This window comes from Actinoallomurus sp. NPDC050550, from assembly GCF_040655075.1.
GTDB lineage: Bacteria > Actinomycetota > Actinomycetes > Streptosporangiales > Streptosporangiaceae > Actinoallomurus.
The window spans coordinates 92,594-109,535 of sequence record NZ_JBFAJC010000036.1 but is presented as its reverse complement, the minus strand read 5'-3'; the positions used below and the strand labels follow the sequence as shown (position 1 = coordinate 109,535).

Sequence of the window (16,942 nt, the reverse complement as noted above, 5' to 3'; positions counted from 1 at the left end):
TTCGTGATCGACGACGTCGCCATCAACGCATCCTGACCGTGATCCATCGGGGCCCCGCGCGTCCAACGCGCGGGGCCCTCTCCATCACCAGGAGTCACAAGTGAAGAAGACTTTGATCGCGGTGCTCGCCTCGGCGGCGACCGCGCTGACCCCGGCGGTGGCGGCTCATGCCTCCACCCCGCATGCCACGGTACGGGCGGCCGCGGACACCGTACGGACGCCGGCGACGCCGTCGTACACGGTCAACCTGACCAGCAACAGCAGTGGTTCGAGCTGGACCGGGCACGAGAGCGTGAGCTTCACGAACGCCTCGGCCACCCCGCTCACCGAGGTGTACCTGCGGCTGTGGGACAACTACCACGGCAGCTGCCCGCAGACGCCGATCACGGTGTCGAACGTCACCGGCGGCACGGCCGGCTCGCTCGAGGTGAGCTGCACGGCCCTGAAGGTCACGCTGCCGAGCCCGCTGGGCCAGGGGCAGAGCGGGTCGATCGGGTTCGACCTGAGCATCGCCGTGCCGAGCGGCGCGGACCGGTTCGGGCGCGACGGGTCGTTCAACTTCATCGGCAACGCCCTGCCGGTGCTGGCGATCCGGGACGGCGCGGGCTGGCACCTCGACCCGTACACCAACAACGGCGAGTCGTTCTACAGCCTCGCCAGTGACTTCAAGGTCACGCTCGACCACCCCAGCTCCATCAGCGTCCCGGCGACCGGCACGTCCGTGGACACGCCCGGGTCCTCCGGCCGCACGATCACCACGGCGACCGCGACGAAGGTCCGCGACTTCGCGTGGGGCGCCGGACCGTACAGCGTCATCTCCGGGACCTCGCCGGGCGGCGTGAAGGTCAACGTCTACCGGGTGAGCTCGATCAGTTCGAGCTCCGCCCAGTCGATGCTGAGCACGGCGAAGTCGGCGATCGACGCGCACAGCGGGCGGTTCGGGGCCTACCCGTACGGCGAGGTCGACGTCGTCCTGGACAACAACTTCTGGTTCGGGGGCATGGAGTACCCCGGCTTCGTCCTCGACCTGGTCAGCTCCACCGCGCTCGCGCACGAGCTGGCGCACCAGTGGTGGTACGGCATCGTCGGCGACGACGAGTACAACGACCCGTGGCTGGACGAGGCGTTCGCCGACTACTCCACCGACCTGTACCAGGGCATCAGCGGCTCGGGCTGCTGGAACAGCGTCTCCTGGGCGTCGTCCGCCGAGAAGATCAGCAACTCGATGGCGTACTGGGACGCCCACTCGAGCCGCTATGGCACGGTCGTCTACACGTACGGCAAGTGCGCGCTCCACGACCTGAGCCGGGTGCTCGGGACGACCGCGATGGCCAACCTGCTGCGCTCCTTCGCGCAGTCCCACTGGTACGGCGTGTCGACGACGGCCGAGTTCAAGGCGGCGGCCCAGGCCGCGACCTCGACCGACCTGACGTCCTTCTGGACGCAGCACCGCATCGACGGCTGATCAGCCGCCGGAACGGAGCGGGCGGCCGGACTCAGCCGCCGGAACGGGGGCGGGCGGCCGGGCTCGGGCCGTCCGCCTTCGTCGTGTCGTCGGGCAGGGGGATGATGGTCTGCCGGCCGGGGACGGCCAGCACCAGCCCGACGACGAGCAGGACCAGGCCGAGGGCCGCGCCGCCGAGAGGCAGGACCATCCGCAGCAGCGTGATCTTCAACGCCTGGCTCTTGTTGACGTGCACGAGGGACTTCTGGCTCGCGTCGGTCATCTTCAGGTCGAGGTCGGCGGCGACGAGCCGCTCCACGCCGTCCCTGGTGCGCAGGACCGTCCGGATCCGCTGCTCCTGGCTCACCTGTCCGCCGGTCCGCGGGTCGATCCAGAGCGTCACGGTCGCGTCGTAGACGCGGTCCGCGGCGACGTTCCCGGTCTTCTTGTCATAGCCCGCGAGCCGCTTCGGGTTCTTCACCTTGAGCAGGGCGGCGGGAACTCCGCCCTTGACGGACTCGGTCACGGTCGGGGGGATCCGCTGGACGAAGCGGTACGCCCGGACGCCGTGGATCCGCTCCTCCCCCCCGAACGTCGCCGGCCACGGGCGCTTCGTCGACAGGTCGAAGTACTGGTAGGTCTGCTTCTTCACGCCGATCGGCCAGAACATCCCGACCCCCGACTGCCGGACGCTCGTGTCGCCGCCCACCGACGCGCCCCGGACGTTGTAGAGCGTGCCGGTGCGGCGGTCGAACGCCGCGCGCTGCTGCTGGATCTCCACGCTCTTCTTCGTGGCCGGGTCCTCGATCGAGGTGAAGGAGTCCCAGACGGCGATCTTCCCGCTCGCCGCCCGTACGTCACCGCGGACCGTGTTGACCGCCCGCAGGTGCACACCCTTGCGGACCTTCAGGGTGGCGGTGTCCAGGTACGACGCGTTCGTCGCCTCCAGCGTGGACTGCTGGAAGAAGTTCGCCGGGGCGGCGATGACCTGGCCCGCGACGTAGAAACGCATGAGGGCGGCGAAGGCGAGGAAGAACGCCCCCGCACCGGTCAGGACCACTCCGACGTTCCGCCGCACCTTGACCTCCCGCCACGAATGAGACCGGATTCTAGAAGACTGCGCAATTGATGGGTGGTTATGCCGGTTTGTCGTGATGAGTACGTTACCCGGGCGTAGGATTGCGGCCTCTGCCTCCCGGAGGTCCCCTTTGCCGACCGCTCCGCATCGTGCGACGCTCGCCCGCTCGGTACGCCTGATCCGGGCGTTCCGCGAGGAGCAGTCCGACCCGGAGGGGTTCTATCGGCTGCTCGCCGCCGACACGATCGCCCAGCTCAGCCGGTACACGGCCCTCGACGGCAGGGTCGTCGCGGACGTCGGCAGCGGCCCCGGCTTCTTCACCACCGCGCTGCGCGACGCGGGCGCCCGGTGCGTCGGCGTCGAGTGCGACGCCGGTGAGCTGACCCGGCACGGCCCGCCGCCGCCCGGCTCGGTCCTCGGCAGCGCGCTGGGCCTGCCGCTGGCCTCCGGCTCCGTCGACGTGTGCTTCTCGTCGAACGTCCTGGAACACGTTCCAGACCCGTGGCGGATGGGCGACGAGATGGTCCGCGTCGTCCGCCCCGGCGGCGTCGTCTTCCTCGCCTTCACCAACTGGCTGTCCCCCTGGGGCGGCCACGAGACCTCGCCCTGGCACTACCTCGGCGGGCACCGGGCCGCCCAGCGGTACGAGCGGCGGCACGGCCGGCCGCCCAAGAACCGGTACGGGGTGAGTCTCCATCCCGTCTCGGTCGCCGCCGCCCTGCGCTGGGCGCACGCCCGCGGCGGCGTCACCGTCGAGGCGGCGACGCCGCGCTACCTCCCCGGCTGGGCCGCCCCGGTCGTCCGGGTGCCCGGCGTCCGTGAGGTCCTCACCTGGAACCTGCTGCTCGTGCTCCGCAAGGCGCCATGACCACGACGCGAGCCGCCGAGCGCGCACCGGCCACCGGCCTCCCGGCGATCTCGGGCCACCAGGACGCCCTGGACGGTGTCCGGGCCGTCGCGGCGCTCGCCGTGCTGGTCTTCCACGTCGCCGCCGACACCGGCCACACGTTCAGGCACGACGCGACGGCCTACCTGCTGTCCGGCGGCGCGATCGGCGTGCCGGTCTTCTTCACCCTGTCCGGCCTGCTGCTGTACCGCCCCTGGGCGGCCGAACTGCTCATCGACGGACATCGCCGACCGCGTACGGGCCGCTACCTGTGGCGTCGCGCCGCACGGATCCTGCCGGCGTACTGGCTCGTCGTCGCCTTCGTCATCGCCACGATCCTGACGGAGCATCTCCGCGACCCGTGGACCTGGCTGAAGCTGCTGACCCTCACGTACACCTACGACCCGCACCCGTGGTGGGGCACCTACCTCGGCCCGTCAGGGCTCGGCCAGATGTGGAGCCTCACCGTCGAGGCCGCCTGGTACGCCCTCCTGCCCGTCACCGCCGCCCTTCTCGGCCGGTACGCCCGCCGCGGAGCGCCCGGCGACGCCGATCGTCGGGCCCGCCGTCTGCTGCGCGGCATCGCGGCGTACGCGGCGGTGTCGTTCGTCTTCACGATCTTCATGTTCACGCCGCACCTGTCGATCCAGCTGGGCGTGCTGGTGCCGCGCTACTTCGCCTGGTTCGCGATCGGCATGGCGCTGTCCGTGGTGACCGTCTGGGCCCGTACGGGCTCGGCGGCACCGGTCCGGTTCTGCCGTACGGTCGCGCGGTCGTGGGGCACCTGCTGGGCCATCGCCGGCGTGCTCTACTGCCTCGCCACCTCGCCGCTCACCGGCCCCTCCGACCTGGCCACCCTCGACACGACCTGGACATCGGAACTGCGCGTGCTGCTGTACGGCCTGGTCGCGGCCTTCTTCGTCGCCCCCGTGGCCCTGTCCCCCGCCGGCGGTATCGACCGGATCCTCGGCAACCGCGTCATGCGCTTCCTGGGCCGCATCTCCTACGGCGTCTTCCTCTGGCAGGTCGCGGTCTCCGTCACCTGGTACAAGGCCACCGGCCACGTCGCCTTCACCGGCGACTTCCGCACCGAGTTCCCCGTCATCACCGCCCTGACCATCGCGGTCGCGACCCTGAGCTTCTACGCCGTCGAACGCCCCGCCCTCCGCCTCATGACTCGCCGCCGGCCTTCCGGCAGGTCGGTCACCGAGTGACCGAGTCGTCGTGCGCTGTGAGGCGTACGGCGTCGGCGGCGGTTTGCGCGAATGTTCGGATGAGCGGGTTCTCCGCGGCGGTGCGCCAGACCAGCGCCCAGGAGACCGGCGGGGCGTCGCGTACTGGGAGATAGGTCAGGTTGGGCCAGGAGTAGAAGCGGGCCGCCTCCTCCGCGGTCGCGATGACGGCCTGCCCGGCACTCACCACCTTCAGCTGCTCGTCCCAGTTCCCGATGACCGGGCCCCGGGGGATGGGGCGGCCCGCGGGCGTGTGGAACGGCTGGAACACCTCCTCCATGTAGGCGGGGATCGGGGACCTATGCGCGACGAAGGTGAGGTCGCCGTAATCCTCCAGGCAGACCGACTCGCGGGACGCGTAGGGGTGAGTGGTGGCGAGCACGAGGACGAGCGCCGAGGTGTGGGTGACCGGGCCGATGGTCAGGTCGGGCTCGCGGACCGGCAACCAGACATGACCGATGTCGATCTCGCCGGAGCGAAGCAGCACGAGAGGGTCGACCGGGTTCATGTCGCGGTGTTCGAGCCGGACCGCTGGAGAGCGTTCCCGGAACACTCAGGAAAATCTCAATGTCCCGAAGCTCCAACGCCCCTCCCGAAGCATGCACGATGCCTTGCAAAGGTCATCATTGATGCGCGACCGGCGGACGCGCCACCTGCAGACGCCATTGAGCACTTGACGGGCGCGGTTTAGGCTCGACGGCGGGCCCTCATCCTGAGCGATGGTGCGGAACGCAGGGGAGCCGGGAATGCGGCAGTCGACGAAGTGGACGCTACGGCTGGCGGCGATCCCCGCGGGACTGCTGGGCGTGGCGTTCGCCGTCTTCGTCATCACGGGGGCCATCGGCATCGTACGCAGTGGGTCGCGGGCGTACGACGACGCTTCGGCCTTGAACCGACACGGGCGGACCGCCGTCGCCACAGTGATCTCCAAGCGGGTACGCGGGGACGAGCCGATCGCCACCGACATCAAGCCGATGAAGGTCAGGTTCACCGCCGCCGACGGCACCGAGCATGTGGTGGGCGTCGACGGCGACCACCACGTGGGCGCCCGGATACGCGTCCGGTACGACCCCGCCGATCCCGACGTGGCCGTCACGGAGTCGCTGACGAAGCGCCACTTCTACGCGGTATGGAAGATGGTGGGGGGCGTAGTGCTCGCCTTGTGCCCGCTCTTCATCGCCGCGGGTGCCGTCGCGTATGTCATCGACCGCCGGATGAGCCGACGGACCGCCCCGGCGTCGTGAGGTAAGGGCGCCGGCCGGTGGCGGTCGCGTGCCGGGTGTGTTCGCCACCTGCACGCAGGTGGTCAGGATCGGCCGAGTTGGCAGCCGTCCCCCTCCGGAGTGTGCAACGTCAGCGCCCATGGCTCGAGGAAGGTGTTGATCTCGGCGATCAGCTCACCGTGCAGGGTGAGCACCGCAGTGTGGTGCGGCCGGAACCTGTCGGCTGCGGGGTCCCAGAGGTAGGCGCGGGCGGCGAGCTGGCCGCTCGCGCGGGCAGGGGTCAGCCGCCACGTCAGGCTGCCGTCCAGCGGCCTTGCTGCCAGAGATGCCGCGACTGTCTCGCGCCCACCGCACCACGTCGCGGTCGGAGGCATCGCGATCGTCGCGCTGTCGGTCAGCATGGCCACGATCGCGCCGACGTCGTGCCGCTCCCAAGCCTGAACGTAGCGGTCGACGATCTCTCGCAGCCGCGCGTCACCGAGCGCGCGGAGTGTCGCCTGCTGGCTGAGCGAGGGGAGTCGCTGATCGACGGTTTCGTGGGCGCGCTGCAGCGCGCTGTACACGGACGCCGTGGTCGTCTGGAGCGCCGCGGCGACCTCGGCGCCGGAGAAGCCGAGCACGTCGCGGAGGATCAGTACTGCCCGCTGGCGGGCCGGCAGATGTTGGAGCGCGGCGATGAACGCGAGTTCGACGCTCTCGCGCTGCTCATAGCGGGCCTCCGGGCCGGCGAGTCCGGCGTCGAGACCGAACCGCTCATCGGGGTACGGCTCGATCCACGTCGATTCGACCAGCGGCTCGCCGAGCGGTCGGTGCGGATCGGCCGGGGGACCGTAATCGATCGGCAGCACGCGTCCCGGCCGGCGCTCGATCGCCCGCAGGCAGACGTTGGTCGCGATCGTGTACAGCCACGAACGCAACGAGCTGCGTCCCTGGAACGACGCCAGGCTCCGCCACGCCCGCAAGAGCGTCTCCTGCACGGCGTCCTCGGCGTCGTGGACCGAGCCGAGCATCCGGTAGCAGTGGGCGTGCAGCGCATCGCGGTGTGGTTCGACCAGCTCGGCGTAGGCCGTCTCGTCCCCCGCGGCGGCGGCTTCGAGCAGCTTCGACTCGGTCATTCCCGTCCCCTTCCGAGACGCCGTTTGGGCTGCCAGAGCGCGATCTCGCCACCCTCGCTCGTGGCCAGCACGCTGCGCCACCCCGCCGGTCCCTCCCGCGGCTCGAGCAGCACCGTCGCGCCGAGTCGGCGCGCCCGCTCGGTGATCGCCTCGATCTCCTCGACCTCCACGTAGGGAAGCCAGGTCGCGCAGGTCGCACCGCACTCCACGATCCCACCGTCGAGTGGGCCGCCGAACGCGAGCGCGTGGTAGGAACCCCAGCGAGCCTCGATCCGCTCCGTGGACCACCGCAGAACCCGACCGTAGAACGCGCTCGCGCCGGAAGGATCGTGCGTGTGCAGCTCCAGGTGCACGACGGGGAGACCCATGACCTGTTGCATCTTCCAGCTCCTCTGTACGGAGTGGTCCCGCCTGCGGCGGACCCTGTTCGACGTGGCTGACGCCTGCGTGAGCCGCACCCGAACAGAGCCGCCGCAGGCGGCCCGATAGAGCACCCTTACGCCGGGACCGCGACGATCGCCGCCATCTGCCGCTCCACGCTCTTCGGCGAGGCGTGGAACTGCTCGCCGAAGGCCGCGGCGAACGGGTCCGGGAAGATGTCCTCATCGCCCGCCTCAACGCCGTCGAGGATCGCCTTCGCGACGTCCTCAGGCGGGGTCTTCTCGAACTGAGGCGGGAGGTCCTTGGTCATGTCGGTGTCGACCGGTCCCGGGTAGACGCCGTGCACGGTCACGCCCCGAGCCGCCAGCAGCGCGCGGGACGCCTGGGTCAGAGAATGCTGCGCGGCCTTCGAGGCGCTGTACGTGGGCTGGAGCGGCACGTTGGTGAGCCCGGCCGCCGAACCGACGTTGACGATCACGCCGCCGCGCCGCGCCAGCGTGTCCGCGAAGCTCCGCAGCATCCGTAGGGCCCCGAAGTAGTTGACCTCCATCTCGCGCCGAGCCACGTCGACGATCGCCTCGTCGGTCAGCTCTGTCGGCTCGAACGCGCCCGCGTTGTTGAACAGCAGATCGACGTCCGTGGCCTGGCGTGCGACCTCGGCGACCTGTTCGGTGTCCGTGACGTCCAACCGCACCGGAACCAGGCGAGAGGCGTAGCGCTCGCGCAACACCTCAAGCGTCTTCGGATCACGCGCCGCGGCGTAGACCTTCGTGGCGCCGCGCTCGAGCAGCGCCTCCGTGATCGCGAGCCCGATGCCCCTGTTGGCGCCGGTGACCAACGCCACCGATCCTTCGATCCGTGTGGAACCCTGCATGTCTGCCTCCTCTAGTCCCCTTGCGTAGATAGAGATCCGGGGAGGCGCCGGAATCCATCGGTCGACGGCCGAGTGCCGCGGAAGAGTCATCCCTCCCGGTCTGTTTCAGCCGCTTCTGCGGTGAGCTGCTGGATGATTTTGGTGAGGGCGGTGCGGAGGTGGAGTCGCTCCTCGTCGGTGAGGGTGGCGGTCGCGTGCTCCGCCAGGTCGCGGCGTGCCTCCTGGATCGGGCGCTGGGCGGCGCGGGCGCGGTCGGTGAGGTAGAGGCGGACGAGGCGGCCGTCGTTCGGGTCGCGGCGGCGGGTGAGCAGGCCGGCTGCCTCCATGCGCGTGGCGGTGTTCACGATCGTCGGTGTCGTGATCGGAAGGCGGGAGCGGGAGGCGATCTCGCCGGGCGTCAGGCCGTCGGTCTCCCAGAGCACCTCGAGGATGAGGTTCTGGCCGATACGGACGCCGTGGCGGCTCATCGCCTCGTCCGATGCGGCGGCCAGCAGCTTGTGCGTCTGGGTGAGCAGGGTCAGGAACTCGTCCACGTACCGATCCTAGAGGTCGATTGCATGCTAATGACCTTCCCGCTACCGTCTCATTAGCACGCTAATGACTTCTGTGAAGGACGGCCATGATCCTCATCACCGGTGGGCTCGGCTTCATCGGCTCCCACACCGCTCGCGCACTGCTCGACCTCGGCGAGTCCTGTGTGCTCACCCGGCGCCGTACGGCCCGGATCCCGGCGTTCCTGAGCGACGAGATCGGCGGACGCGCCGTCGTCGAGGACCTCGACGTCACCGACCGGGAGGCGTTCCTCGATCTCGGCGAGCGGCACGAGATCACCGGGATCGTGCATCTCGCCGGCGCGGCCATCGGGGCGCTCGATCCGGTCGACGAATTCGAGGTCAACCTGCGGGGCCTGCTCAACGCGCTGCGGGCCGCCTCGGCCTGGGGCGTACGGCGTGTCTGCGTCGCCAGCACGATCGGCGTCTACGCCGGCGTCGACGACGTCCCGTTCCGCGAGGACGCCGCCCTGCCCATGACGGCGCCCCACCCGATCCCCGCGTACAAGAAGAGCTCAGAGCTCCTGGCGACCTCGGTCGCCGAGCGAAGCGGCCTGGACCTGGTCAACCTCCGCATCGCGGCGATCTGGGGCCCGCTCGGCCGCCCGGAGTCGGTGTTCTTCCCAGTACCCCGCCTGGTCCACGCCGCCGTACGGGGCGAGGCGCCGGACTTCTCGGCGCCGCGCCGACCCGCGTACGGCGGTGACGGAAGCGACTACTGCTACGTCAGGGACTGCGGCCGGGCCATCGCCCTCCTCCAGACGGCCGAGAACCTGAACCACCGCACGTACAACGTCGGCTCTGGCCGGGTGACGACCAATGCCGAGGTCGTCACCGCCATCCGGACCGTCCTTCCGGACGCCCCGGCGATCGACCTGCCGAACGGCCGTGGCCCGGGCGCTCCGGCGCGGGACGCCTACCTCGACATCACCCGCCTGCGGGAGGACACCGGCTTCGAGCCCGCGTACGACGTCGAACGCGCCGTCCGTGACTACGCCGGCTGGCTCACCGCGGGTCACGAACGGTAGGAGATAACTAAAGCCATGTAACAGTCCTCGATGTCCGGACATCTGCTTGGTCGACGAGCCCCCATCGGAAGGACCGTGGCATGGGTCCACCCGACCCCGAGCAGCGTTTCGAGGCGGTGTACATGGCGCACTACGCGGCCGTGCTCAGCTACGTCCGGCGGCGGACCGACTCTCCGGACGACGCGGCGGACGCGATCGCCGAGACGTTCGCGACCGCGTGGCGCCGGGTGGCCGACATCCCGGACGGCGACGAGGCCCGGCTGTGGCTGTACGGCGTGGCACGGCGGGTGCTCGCCAACCACCGGCGCGGGGAGTCCCGGCGGACCGCCCTCGCCACGAGGCTGCGGGCGGAGCTGAGCGCGTGGGCCGAGGACGTCCCGGCCACCGGCCGGGACGTCGGCGCGGTCCGCGAGGCGTTCCGGCGGCTCGGCGACGACGACCGGGAGCTGCTCTCGCTGGTCGGCTGGGAGGGCCTCACCCCGGCCGAGGCCGCCAGGGTCCTGGGCCGGTCGCGCGGCGCCGTACGCGTCCAGCTGCACCGCGCCCGCAAGCGCCTCGCCAAGGAGCTCGACTCGGCCGGGCTCGACGTCACCCGGTACGGCTCGCGGGCCACCGCACTCGTGGAGGAACGCCGATGAAGCGGGACATCGATCGCCTGGTCTCCCTGATCGCCCCCGACCCGGGCCCCGGAATGACCACTGGAGCGCGCGAACTCCTGCGGGAGATCACGACCGATGCCCCGTACCCGGCCCGCTCCGTCGTTCGTCCGCGTTCTCGCCTGACGCGGCGCCGGTTCGCCGTGCCGCTCGTCGCCGCGTTCGCGGCCTGTGCCGTGGCGGTCAGCTGGCTGCTGCCCGGGGTACTCGGTCCCCACGCCGCGAACGCCCTCGACATCCGGCAGGAGGGCGGCTACTACGTCATCACCGTGAAACAGCTCTTCGCCGATCCTGCCCGGTACGCCAAAGAGCTCCGCGACCGTGGCATCAACGTCTCCCTCACCGTGAAACCGGTGTCGCCGGGTCTCGTCGGAGCCGTCATGCCGCCCTTCGACCAGAGGTACAACGGCCTGACCAATGAGGAGATCGCGCGCCGGAAGGACCTGATCTCGCCCATCACCCGTCCGGGAGGCTGTGAGGACTCCTGGAGCTGCGCGATCGGGTTGAAGATCCCGGCGGGGTATCGCGGCAAGGCGAGCGTCATGCTCGGCCGGAAGGGTCGGCCCGGCGAGCGGTTCGCGGCGTTCGGCCAGCTCAACAACCTCGGCGAGCCGCTGCAGTGCGAGGCCTTCGTCAACCGGACCGCCGGCGAGGTGCGATCGATGCTGAGCCGGCGAGGCGTCGTGATCGGGGTCTTCGCGGTGCCGCTGAAGGGACCCCGCTCCGACGTGCCCGCCTTCTGGTACGTCCACGAGGGCTGGCTGACCGAACAAGGGAAGGCCCTTCTGGTCGCCGCGCCCGACCGTAACCCCCACCCGTGGCCGGTCTCCACGGACTGCTCGGCGCGGCACTGACCCGCGAACACGTGTCGATCGCGGCCCTGAGGCCGTGATCGCGCGCCCCTGAGACCTCGACCCCTCGCCGGTCCCGACGGTGACCGGCGGGTACTTCCGCATGCCCTCGACCGCCGCCAGTAAGCCGAACCAACACCGAGGAGTGTCCATGAAACGCGCATCGTCCCTGCTCGTCCTGCCGTTCTTGCTTGTTGCCGCGTGTGGCGGCGGCCGGTCCGGCGACGGCGTCGCCAGCGCGGGAGGTGGGAAGGCCTCCGCCCATACGCGGGCATCGGCGTCCCTCTCACCCGAGCAGGCCCGTCTGATGTACGCGCGCTGCCTGCGGCAGAACGGCGTCCCCGACTACCCCGACGACCCGAAGAAGATCCCCTCGGGCGGCATCACGATCCCGCAGCGCGCAATGGACGCCTGCGCCCAGTGGCAGAAGGCGATGGGCGGCTACACGGTCGACCCGAACGACCCGCAGACCCGGGACCGGTTCCTGAAACTCGCACGGTGCATGCGCGCGCACGGCTTCGACTGGCCCGATCCCAAGCCCGGCTCCCTCGGCGGACCGCCGCCGGATCTGAGCGGCGTGAAGAACAAGGCCCGGATGGAGGCGGCGATGAAGGAATGCGGCAAGACGATGGGCGCGAGCGGATGAGACGCGTCCCGCTCGTCATCGGTGCTGTGGCGCTCGGGGTGACGGCCGTGGCCGGCGGCGCCCTTCTCTTCGGCTCCGGGGAGCAGGGCCCGCGGGCCGCCGGGCGGACGGCTCTGTCGACCGCCGACATCAGGCGTGGCGACCTGGTCGACACGATCACGGTGGACGGCACGTTGACGTACGCCGCCGAACGCCGGATCACCGCGCAGAGCACCGGTACGGTCACGTCGGTCCCCTCTTCGGGTCGGGTGATCAGGCAGGGCGGCACTCTGTACGCGGTCGACCGCCGGCCCGTGGTGCTCATGCACGGCGCCGTGCCCCTGTACCGGACACTCGGGCCGGGCGTCACGGCCGGCCCCGACGTACGGCAGCTGGAGAACGCCCTCCAGGACCTCGGGTACGGCGACGGGCTGACCGTGGACCGTACGTTCTCCACCGCGACCGCCGAGGCCGTACGCCGCTGGCAGAAGGACCACGGCCTGAAGCAGACCGGGTCGGTCGACGCCGCGAAGGTCGTGTTCCTGCCGTCCGACGTGCGTGTCGTCGAGGCGAAGGCGGCGGTCGGCGATCGGATCGGCCCCGGGCGGCAGGTCCTGTCCGTCACCGGTACCCGCCACGTCGTACACGTCGACCTGGACGCCAACGAGCAGGAGACGGCCCAGAAGGGCCGTACCGTCTCCGTGCAGCTCCCCGGCGGCGCGACCGCGACCGGACGGATCACCTCGGTGGGGACCGTCGCCCACAAGAAGAACACCCAGGGCGACACTCCCTCATCGGGTCAGAGCCCGGCGGCGACCATCGATGTCGAGGTCACGCTGACCGGCGGGAAGCGGTCAAGCACGCTGGACCAGGCACCGGTGACGGTGACGATGGAGAGCCGACGCCGCAGTGACGTGCTCAGCGTGCCGGTCGAGGCCCTGCTGGCGCTGCGGGAAGGCGGGTTCGGCGTCGAGGTCGTCGACCCGGGCGGTGCGCGGCGGATCGTCGCCGTGACGACCGGCATGTACGGCAGCGGCCGGGTGGAGATCTCCGGGGCAGGACTGACACCCGGCATGAAGGTCGGGGTGCCCAGCCAGTGATGCCCCTCACCGTCAAGGGCGGGGGCCTGCACAGTGACGCTACTCATCGTCGAGGTCGAGGGGCCCGCCCAGTGACGCTACTCATCGCCAAGGTCGAGGGGCCCGCCCAGTGACGCCCCTCATCGTCGAGGTCGACGGCGTGACCAAACGGCACGGTCGGGTGGAGGCTCTGCGCGGGGTCGACCTGGCCGTCGAGCCCGGCGAACTGCTCGCCATCGTCGGCCCGTCCGGATCGGGCAAGTCCACGCTGCTCCACCTGATCGGCACGCTGGACCGTCCGTCGTCGGGCACCGTACGCATCGCTGGACACGACGTGTCGGCACCGGGTTCCGGGCGCCGGGCCGACCGGCGGCTGTCGGCGCTGCGCGCGACGTGCCTCGGCTTCGTCTTCCAGCGATTCCACCTCGCCGCCGGTACGTCCGCACTCGACAACGTCGCCGACGGACTGCTGTACACCGGCATGGCCCCGCGCCTCCGCCGCGAACGCGCCCACGCCGCCCTGGAACGCGTCGGCCTCGGCCACCGTCTGGACCACCGGCCGCACCAGCTGTCCGGCGGCGAGCAGCAGCGGGTCGCCATCGCCCGTGCGGTGGCGGGCGACCCTCCGCTGCTCCTGGCCGACGAACCGACCGGCAGCCTCGACTCGGCCTCGGGCTCGGAGGTCCTGGCCGTGCTCCGCGACCTGCACGTACGGGGGACGACGGTCGTCCTCATCACCCACGACTCCGAGATCGCCGAGTGGTGCCCGCGCCGCGTACGAATGCGCGACGGCCGCGTCACCGCCGACGACGGAACCGGTGCCGGGCATCGCCGCGTCGCCGCGCTGACGAAGGACGAACCAAGGTGACGGCACCGCTCGCCCCCGCCCGGCTCCGCCCCCGCGACGTCGCGCGCACCGGCGCGTCCGGGCTGCGCTCCCGGCCCGCCCGAGTCGCGCTGTCTGCCCTGGGAATCGCGATCGGCATCGCCACCATGGTCGCGGTGATCGGCATTTCCGCATCGGGTCAGGAGCGGCTGCTGCGGCAGCTCGACCGGCTCGGCACCAACCTGCTCCGCGTCAAGGCGGCTGAGACGATCAGTGGGGGCACGACAACGCTCTCTGTCGACTCGGCCACGATGGTGGGCCGGATCGGCCCCGTCACGACGGTGAGCGCGACCGGCGACCTGTCCGCGTCCGTCCGCCGCACCGACCGCATCCCCCGCGAGGAGACCGGCGGCATCACGGTCGAGGCCACCACCTTGGAGCTGCTCCACACGCTCGGCGGGCGGGTTCGCGCCGGCACCTGGCTCAACGACGCGACCGCCCGCTACCCGGCCGTCGTCCTCGGCGCGGTGTCGGCGGAACGACTCGGCGTCGACCGCGTCGGCATGCCCGTCTGGGTCGAGAACCGCTGGTTCACCGTCATCGGCATCCTCGATCCGCTCCCCCTCGCCCCCGAGATCGACCGCGCCGCGATGGTCGGCTTCGCGGCGGCTCATACACATCTGGGCTTCGACGGCCACCCGACCACGATCTACGAACGCTCCCCCGACAGCTCGGTCGACGCCGTACGGGACGTGCTCCCGCGCACGGTGAACCCGGAGCATCCGGAGGAGGTCGCGGTGTCGCGCCCCTCGGACGCGCTCGCCGCCCGCGCGGCCGCCGCTGGAACGTTCACGACGCTGCTGCTCGGCCTGGGCGCGGTGGCGCTGCTGGTCGGCGGCGTGGGCGTCGCCAACACGATGGTCATCTCGGTGCTGGAACGCCGAGGCGAGATCGGCCTGCGGCGCTCCCTGGGCGCGACCCGTGCCCAGATCCGCACCCAGTTCCTCGCGGAGTCGCTGATCCTGTCGGCCCTCGGCGGCACGGCAGGCCTGGTCATCGGCACGGCCGTCACGATCGGCTACGCCACCTGGCAGGGCTGGCCACCAACCGTGCCGGTCTGGGCCCCAGGCGGCGCCTTCGTCGCAACCCTGGTCGTCGGCATGCTCGCGGGCCTCTACCCGGCCGTCCGAGCCGCCCGCCTTCCGCCGACCGTCGCCCTCACAACCGAATGACCGTCAGGCGCCGAATCAGCCGATTACGGCGACCTCGACGCACTGCCCGCCGTCATGCCCGCTGCGGATGCTCTTGCGCCAGAGGAGGGCGGACTCCACGCACTCCCCGCCCTCCTGACCGCTGCGAACGCTTCGGCGCCAATCGATCAGAACGGCACTCGTCACCAGACGTGGACCGCGATCGGCACGGTCGCCGGGCACCGGGCTCATTTGTCGACGACCGCCACCTCGACGCACTGCCCGCCTTCCTGACCACTGCGGCCGCTCTTCCGCCATTCCAGGGAGGAGGTGTTCATGGCCGTCATGTCCCTTCCATCAGGGTTCGGATCAGATCGGCCGACGCCGCTGCGGACAGGGCTGCGGATCTGATCAGGTCGAACATCACTTTAAGTCCCTCGATCGGCTTGCGCTGCTCGATCAGGGGACCATGGCCGTTAACGGCCTCGGCGTGCCCAAGATCGGGTGCCACATCGAAGCTGAAAAGCGTGAAGCCACCGGACGGATAGACCGGCGCGTGTTCTGGCAGGACGTGAATTGTGATGTTCGGCCGCTCCGCCAGCTCGAGCAGCCGCGCGTGCTGCTCCCGCATGACGTCGGGCCCACCGACGACGCGTCGGAGCGCGGACTCGGCGATGACGAACACCAGCCATGGCGGCTCTTCCCTTTCGAGGATCTCTTGCCGGGCCAGTCGCGCCGCGATGAGTTGCTCCAGCTTGTCCTCCGGCTGCCCAGCACGTAGCACTTCGCGCGCGTACGCCTCGGTCTGGAGCAGGCCTGGGATCACCAGCGGATCGAAGAGGCGGATGGATGAGGCACGGCCCTCGGCGGCGACGTAGTCGCGGAACCAGCTCGGAGTCTGCTCGCGGCGGACGTGCCACCAGAGCTCCTCGAAGTACGCGTCGAGCTCAAAGAGTTCGTCGAAGCCCTTGCTCATGTCGAGGCTGGCCGGCCGCTTCGCCGTCTCGATGTGACCGATCATCTGGCCGGTCACACCAAAACGCGCCCCTAATGCATCTTGGGATAGATTGCGCTTTTTCCGGTAATGCCGGAGGCGATAGCCGTACTGTGCGATCGCCGAGACGCGCGGATCGAGTTCTCGCTCACGTCCCATCGGTTTGACCTCCGCTTTCGCGCGTTGGGATCTGTAGGGATGAAACCGTATCGACGGTAACCGCGGCAAGACACGCTGAGAAACCGATCCCTTCAGCGACCTGCGGGGATAGGAGAAATCGTCGACCGCGGAGGAAGTCTCATGATCGAATCGCGCCTTCCGTATGAAATCTCTCTCAGTCCGAATGCGGCAGCGGCCCCCTGCGCCCGACTCGTACTCAAGGACCGGCTGAAGGAATGGGGCCTGACGGAGCTGCTGGAGGACGCGAGCACCGTCACGGGCGAGCTGGTCGCCAACGCCGCCAGGCTCGGTCAGACCTTCGCCGTCCGGCTGATCCCCGAGGACGGCGCCCTGCTGATCGAGGTGGCGGACTCTTCGCCGGACGAGCCCCAGATCAAAGACGCGTTCGGGGACTTCGACGCGGAAGGCGGGCGCGGCCTGCTGATCGTCGACGCGCTGGCGACCCGCTGGGGCGTACGCCGAGAGAATCAGCGGAAGGTCGTCTGGGCCCGGGTGGCCCCATGACGGCCGATAACGTCGATATGGAACTGCTCGGCCTCCAGCGAGCACATCCGGGCTGGCTGATCCTCTTCGGCGCCTATACGCGCCGCTATGTGGCGCACGGCTACATGCTCGACCGACCGGGTGTCTGGATCACCGCCGGGAATTCCACAGAGCTGCATCGCCGAATCACTCTGATGGAAAGCACGTACCCATGCCCGCCCCCGTAGGCATTTACCCGGATGGAAC

The 16,942-nt window shown here is 70.3% G+C and carries 22 protein-coding genes; 13 read left to right on the top strand and 9 right to left on the bottom strand.

Annotated features, from left to right (window positions below; genetic code table 11):
* Nucleotides 1-100 precede the first annotated feature (100 nt).
* The gene (locus AB0I04_RS37120; protein WP_360895656.1) at nucleotides 101-1,465 is read left to right on the top strand and encodes a M1 family metallopeptidase; all 1,365 of its coding nucleotides are present in this window, start codon (nucleotides 101-103) and stop codon (nucleotides 1,463-1,465) included.
* A gap of 31 nt (nucleotides 1,466-1,496) precedes the next feature.
* On the opposite strand, the gene AB0I04_RS37115 is transcribed toward AB0I04_RS37120, so the two are convergent.
* Nucleotides 1,497-2,522 (bottom strand): DUF3068 domain-containing protein, encoded by a 1,026-nt coding sequence (locus AB0I04_RS37115; protein WP_360895653.1) that lies wholly within the window; start codon nucleotides 2,520-2,522, stop codon nucleotides 1,497-1,499.
* A gap of 76 nt (nucleotides 2,523-2,598) precedes the next feature.
* On the opposite strand from AB0I04_RS37115, the gene AB0I04_RS37110 reads away from it, so the two are divergent.
* Together AB0I04_RS37110 and AB0I04_RS37105 are read left to right on the top strand one after the other, a co-directional pair.
* On the top strand, nucleotides 2,599-3,390 hold the full coding sequence (locus AB0I04_RS37110; protein ID WP_360895650.1) for a class I SAM-dependent methyltransferase: 792 nt from the start codon (nucleotides 2,599-2,601) through the stop codon (nucleotides 3,388-3,390).
* Nucleotides 3,387-4,622 (top strand): acyltransferase, encoded by a 1,236-nt coding sequence (locus tag AB0I04_RS37105; RefSeq protein ID WP_360895647.1) that lies wholly within the window; start codon nucleotides 3,387-3,389, stop codon nucleotides 4,620-4,622. Before AB0I04_RS37110 ends, AB0I04_RS37105 begins: the two co-directional genes overlap by 4 nt.
* Here AB0I04_RS37105 and AB0I04_RS37100 read toward each other — a convergent pair.
* Entirely contained in the window at nucleotides 4,612-5,193 is a 582-nt protein-coding gene (locus AB0I04_RS37100; RefSeq protein WP_360895644.1) for a LysR family substrate-binding domain-containing protein, read from the bottom strand. The two genes, AB0I04_RS37105 and AB0I04_RS37100, sit on opposite strands and share 11 nt — an antisense overlap.
* A gap of 193 nt (nucleotides 5,194-5,386) precedes the next feature.
* On the opposite strand from AB0I04_RS37100, the gene AB0I04_RS37095 reads away from it, so the two are divergent.
* The gene (locus tag AB0I04_RS37095) at nucleotides 5,387-5,884 is read left to right on the top strand and encodes a DUF3592 domain-containing protein (protein WP_360895642.1); all 498 of its coding nucleotides are present in this window, start codon (nucleotides 5,387-5,389) and stop codon (nucleotides 5,882-5,884) included.
* A gap of 62 nt (nucleotides 5,885-5,946) precedes the next feature.
* Here AB0I04_RS37095 and AB0I04_RS37090 read toward each other — a convergent pair whose 3' ends face one another.
* From AB0I04_RS37090 to AB0I04_RS37075, 4 genes are all read right to left on the bottom strand, one after another.
* Entirely contained in the window at nucleotides 5,947-6,978 is a 1,032-nt protein-coding gene (locus AB0I04_RS37090; RefSeq protein ID WP_360895640.1) for a sigma-70 family RNA polymerase sigma factor, read from the bottom strand.
* Nucleotides 6,975-7,358, bottom strand: a complete 384-nt coding sequence (locus tag AB0I04_RS37085) for a VOC family protein (protein ID WP_360895637.1) — start codon at nucleotides 7,356-7,358, stop codon at nucleotides 6,975-6,977. Before AB0I04_RS37085 ends, AB0I04_RS37090 begins: the two co-directional genes overlap by 4 nt.
* 116 nt (nucleotides 7,359-7,474) lie before the next feature.
* Entirely contained in the window at nucleotides 7,475-8,233 is a 759-nt protein-coding gene (locus tag AB0I04_RS37080) for an SDR family oxidoreductase (protein ID WP_360895633.1), read from the bottom strand.
* 86 nt (nucleotides 8,234-8,319) lie between these two features.
* On the bottom strand, nucleotides 8,320-8,766 hold the full coding sequence (locus AB0I04_RS37075; protein ID WP_360895630.1) for a MarR family transcriptional regulator: 447 nt from the start codon (nucleotides 8,764-8,766) through the stop codon (nucleotides 8,320-8,322).
* Between the two features lie 86 nt (nucleotides 8,767-8,852).
* On the opposite strand from AB0I04_RS37075, the gene AB0I04_RS37070 reads away from it, so the two are divergent.
* The 7 genes from AB0I04_RS37070 (at nucleotide 8,853) to AB0I04_RS37040 (ending at nucleotide 15,081) form a co-directional block, all read left to right on the top strand.
* Nucleotides 8,853-9,812: an NAD(P)-dependent oxidoreductase gene (locus AB0I04_RS37070; protein WP_360895627.1), complete on the top strand. Its 960-nt coding sequence runs from the start codon at nucleotides 8,853-8,855 to the stop codon at nucleotides 9,810-9,812.
* Between the two features lie 80 nt (nucleotides 9,813-9,892).
* The gene (locus tag AB0I04_RS37065; protein ID WP_360895626.1) at nucleotides 9,893-10,450 is read left to right on the top strand and encodes an RNA polymerase sigma factor; all 558 of its coding nucleotides are present in this window, start codon (nucleotides 9,893-9,895) and stop codon (nucleotides 10,448-10,450) included.
* The gene (locus AB0I04_RS37060) at nucleotides 10,447-11,322 is read left to right on the top strand and encodes a hypothetical protein (RefSeq protein WP_360895623.1); all 876 of its coding nucleotides are present in this window, start codon (nucleotides 10,447-10,449) and stop codon (nucleotides 11,320-11,322) included. Before AB0I04_RS37065 ends, AB0I04_RS37060 begins: the two co-directional genes overlap by 4 nt.
* Before the next feature lie 148 nt (nucleotides 11,323-11,470).
* Nucleotides 11,471-11,965 carry a hypothetical protein gene (locus tag AB0I04_RS37055; protein WP_360895621.1) on the top strand — a complete coding sequence of 165 codons (495 nt, stop codon included), beginning with the start codon at nucleotides 11,471-11,473 and terminating at the stop codon, nucleotides 11,963-11,965.
* Complete coding sequence (locus AB0I04_RS37050; RefSeq protein ID WP_360895618.1) at nucleotides 11,962-13,044, top strand: peptidoglycan-binding domain-containing protein; 1,083 nt, start codon at nucleotides 11,962-11,964, stop codon at nucleotides 13,042-13,044. The genes AB0I04_RS37055 and AB0I04_RS37050 overlap by 4 nt, the downstream gene beginning before the upstream one ends.
* Before the next feature lie 109 nt (nucleotides 13,045-13,153).
* Nucleotides 13,154-13,891, top strand: coding sequence for an ABC transporter ATP-binding protein (locus tag AB0I04_RS37045; RefSeq protein WP_360895615.1), 738 nt, complete (start codon nucleotides 13,154-13,156; stop codon nucleotides 13,889-13,891).
* Complete coding sequence (locus AB0I04_RS37040) at nucleotides 13,888-15,081, top strand: ABC transporter permease (protein WP_360895612.1); 1,194 nt, start codon at nucleotides 13,888-13,890, stop codon at nucleotides 15,079-15,081. Before AB0I04_RS37045 ends, AB0I04_RS37040 begins: the two co-directional genes overlap by 4 nt.
* A gap of 15 nt (nucleotides 15,082-15,096) precedes the next feature.
* Here the strand turns inward: AB0I04_RS37040 and AB0I04_RS37035 are convergent, their stop codons facing one another.
* The 3 genes from AB0I04_RS37035 to AB0I04_RS37025 are packed head-to-tail and all read right to left on the bottom strand — an operon-like array spanning nucleotide 15,097 to nucleotide 16,192.
* Complete coding sequence (locus AB0I04_RS37035) at nucleotides 15,097-15,291, bottom strand: DUF397 domain-containing protein (protein ID WP_360895609.1); 195 nt, start codon at nucleotides 15,289-15,291, stop codon at nucleotides 15,097-15,099.
* The gene (locus tag AB0I04_RS37030) at nucleotides 15,288-15,386 is read right to left on the bottom strand and encodes a DUF397 domain-containing protein (protein WP_360895606.1); all 99 of its coding nucleotides are present in this window, start codon (nucleotides 15,384-15,386) and stop codon (nucleotides 15,288-15,290) included. The genes AB0I04_RS37035 and AB0I04_RS37030 overlap by 4 nt, the downstream gene beginning before the upstream one ends.
* Nucleotides 15,383-16,192, bottom strand: a complete 810-nt coding sequence (locus AB0I04_RS37025) for a helix-turn-helix transcriptional regulator (protein ID WP_360895603.1) — start codon at nucleotides 16,190-16,192, stop codon at nucleotides 15,383-15,385. The genes AB0I04_RS37030 and AB0I04_RS37025 overlap by 4 nt, the downstream gene beginning before the upstream one ends.
* 141 nt (nucleotides 16,193-16,333) lie before the next feature.
* Here AB0I04_RS37025 and AB0I04_RS37020 point away from each other — a divergent pair, with 141 nt between their 5' ends.
* A complete protein-coding gene (locus tag AB0I04_RS37020; protein WP_360895600.1) occupies nucleotides 16,334-16,717 on the top strand; it encodes an ATP-binding protein in 384 nt (127 codons plus the stop codon).
* Nucleotides 16,714-16,923 carry a hypothetical protein gene (locus AB0I04_RS37015; RefSeq protein ID WP_360895597.1) on the top strand — a complete coding sequence of 70 codons (210 nt, stop codon included), beginning with the start codon at nucleotides 16,714-16,716 and terminating at the stop codon, nucleotides 16,921-16,923. The genes AB0I04_RS37020 and AB0I04_RS37015 overlap by 4 nt, the downstream gene beginning before the upstream one ends.
* Nucleotides 16,924-16,942: the final 19 nt, after the last annotated feature.

Coding starts and splice junctions, on each gene's coding strand:
- AB0I04_RS37110 (WP_360895650.1), top strand. CDS start 2,599: ATGAGTACGTTACCCGGGCGTAGGATTGCGGCCTCTGCCTCCCGGAGG.
- AB0I04_RS37105 (WP_360895647.1), top strand. CDS start 3,387: ATGACCACGACGCGAGCCGCCGAGCGCGCACCGGCCACCGGCCTCCCG.
- AB0I04_RS37095 (WP_360895642.1), top strand. CDS start 5,387: ATGCGGCAGTCGACGAAGTGGACGCTACGGCTGGCGGCGATCCCCGCG.
- AB0I04_RS37090 (WP_360895640.1), bottom strand. CDS start 6,978: ATGACCGAGTCGAAGCTGCTCGAAGCCGCCGCCGCGGGGGACGAGACG.
- AB0I04_RS37085 (WP_360895637.1), bottom strand. CDS start 7,358: ATGCAACAGGTCATGGGTCTCCCCGTCGTGCACCTGGAGCTGCACACG.
- AB0I04_RS37080 (WP_360895633.1), bottom strand. CDS start 8,233: ATGCAGGGTTCCACACGGATCGAAGGATCGGTGGCGTTGGTCACCGGC.
- AB0I04_RS37070 (WP_360895627.1), top strand. CDS start 8,853: ATGATCCTCATCACCGGTGGGCTCGGCTTCATCGGCTCCCACACCGCT.
- AB0I04_RS37065 (WP_360895626.1), top strand. CDS start 9,893: ATGGGTCCACCCGACCCCGAGCAGCGTTTCGAGGCGGTGTACATGGCG.
- AB0I04_RS37060 (WP_360895623.1), top strand. CDS start 10,447: ATGAAGCGGGACATCGATCGCCTGGTCTCCCTGATCGCCCCCGACCCG.
- AB0I04_RS37055 (WP_360895621.1), top strand. CDS start 11,471: ATGAAACGCGCATCGTCCCTGCTCGTCCTGCCGTTCTTGCTTGTTGCC.
- AB0I04_RS37050 (WP_360895618.1), top strand. CDS start 11,962: ATGAGACGCGTCCCGCTCGTCATCGGTGCTGTGGCGCTCGGGGTGACG.
- AB0I04_RS37035 (WP_360895609.1), bottom strand. CDS start 15,291: ATGAGCCCGGTGCCCGGCGACCGTGCCGATCGCGGTCCACGTCTGGTG.
- AB0I04_RS37030 (WP_360895606.1), bottom strand. CDS start 15,386: ATGACGGCCATGAACACCTCCTCCCTGGAATGGCGGAAGAGCGGCCGC.
- AB0I04_RS37025 (WP_360895603.1), bottom strand. CDS start 16,192: ATGGGACGTGAGCGAGAACTCGATCCGCGCGTCTCGGCGATCGCACAG.
- AB0I04_RS37020 (WP_360895600.1), top strand. CDS start 16,334: ATGATCGAATCGCGCCTTCCGTATGAAATCTCTCTCAGTCCGAATGCG.
- AB0I04_RS37015 (WP_360895597.1), top strand. CDS start 16,714: ATGACGGCCGATAACGTCGATATGGAACTGCTCGGCCTCCAGCGAGCA.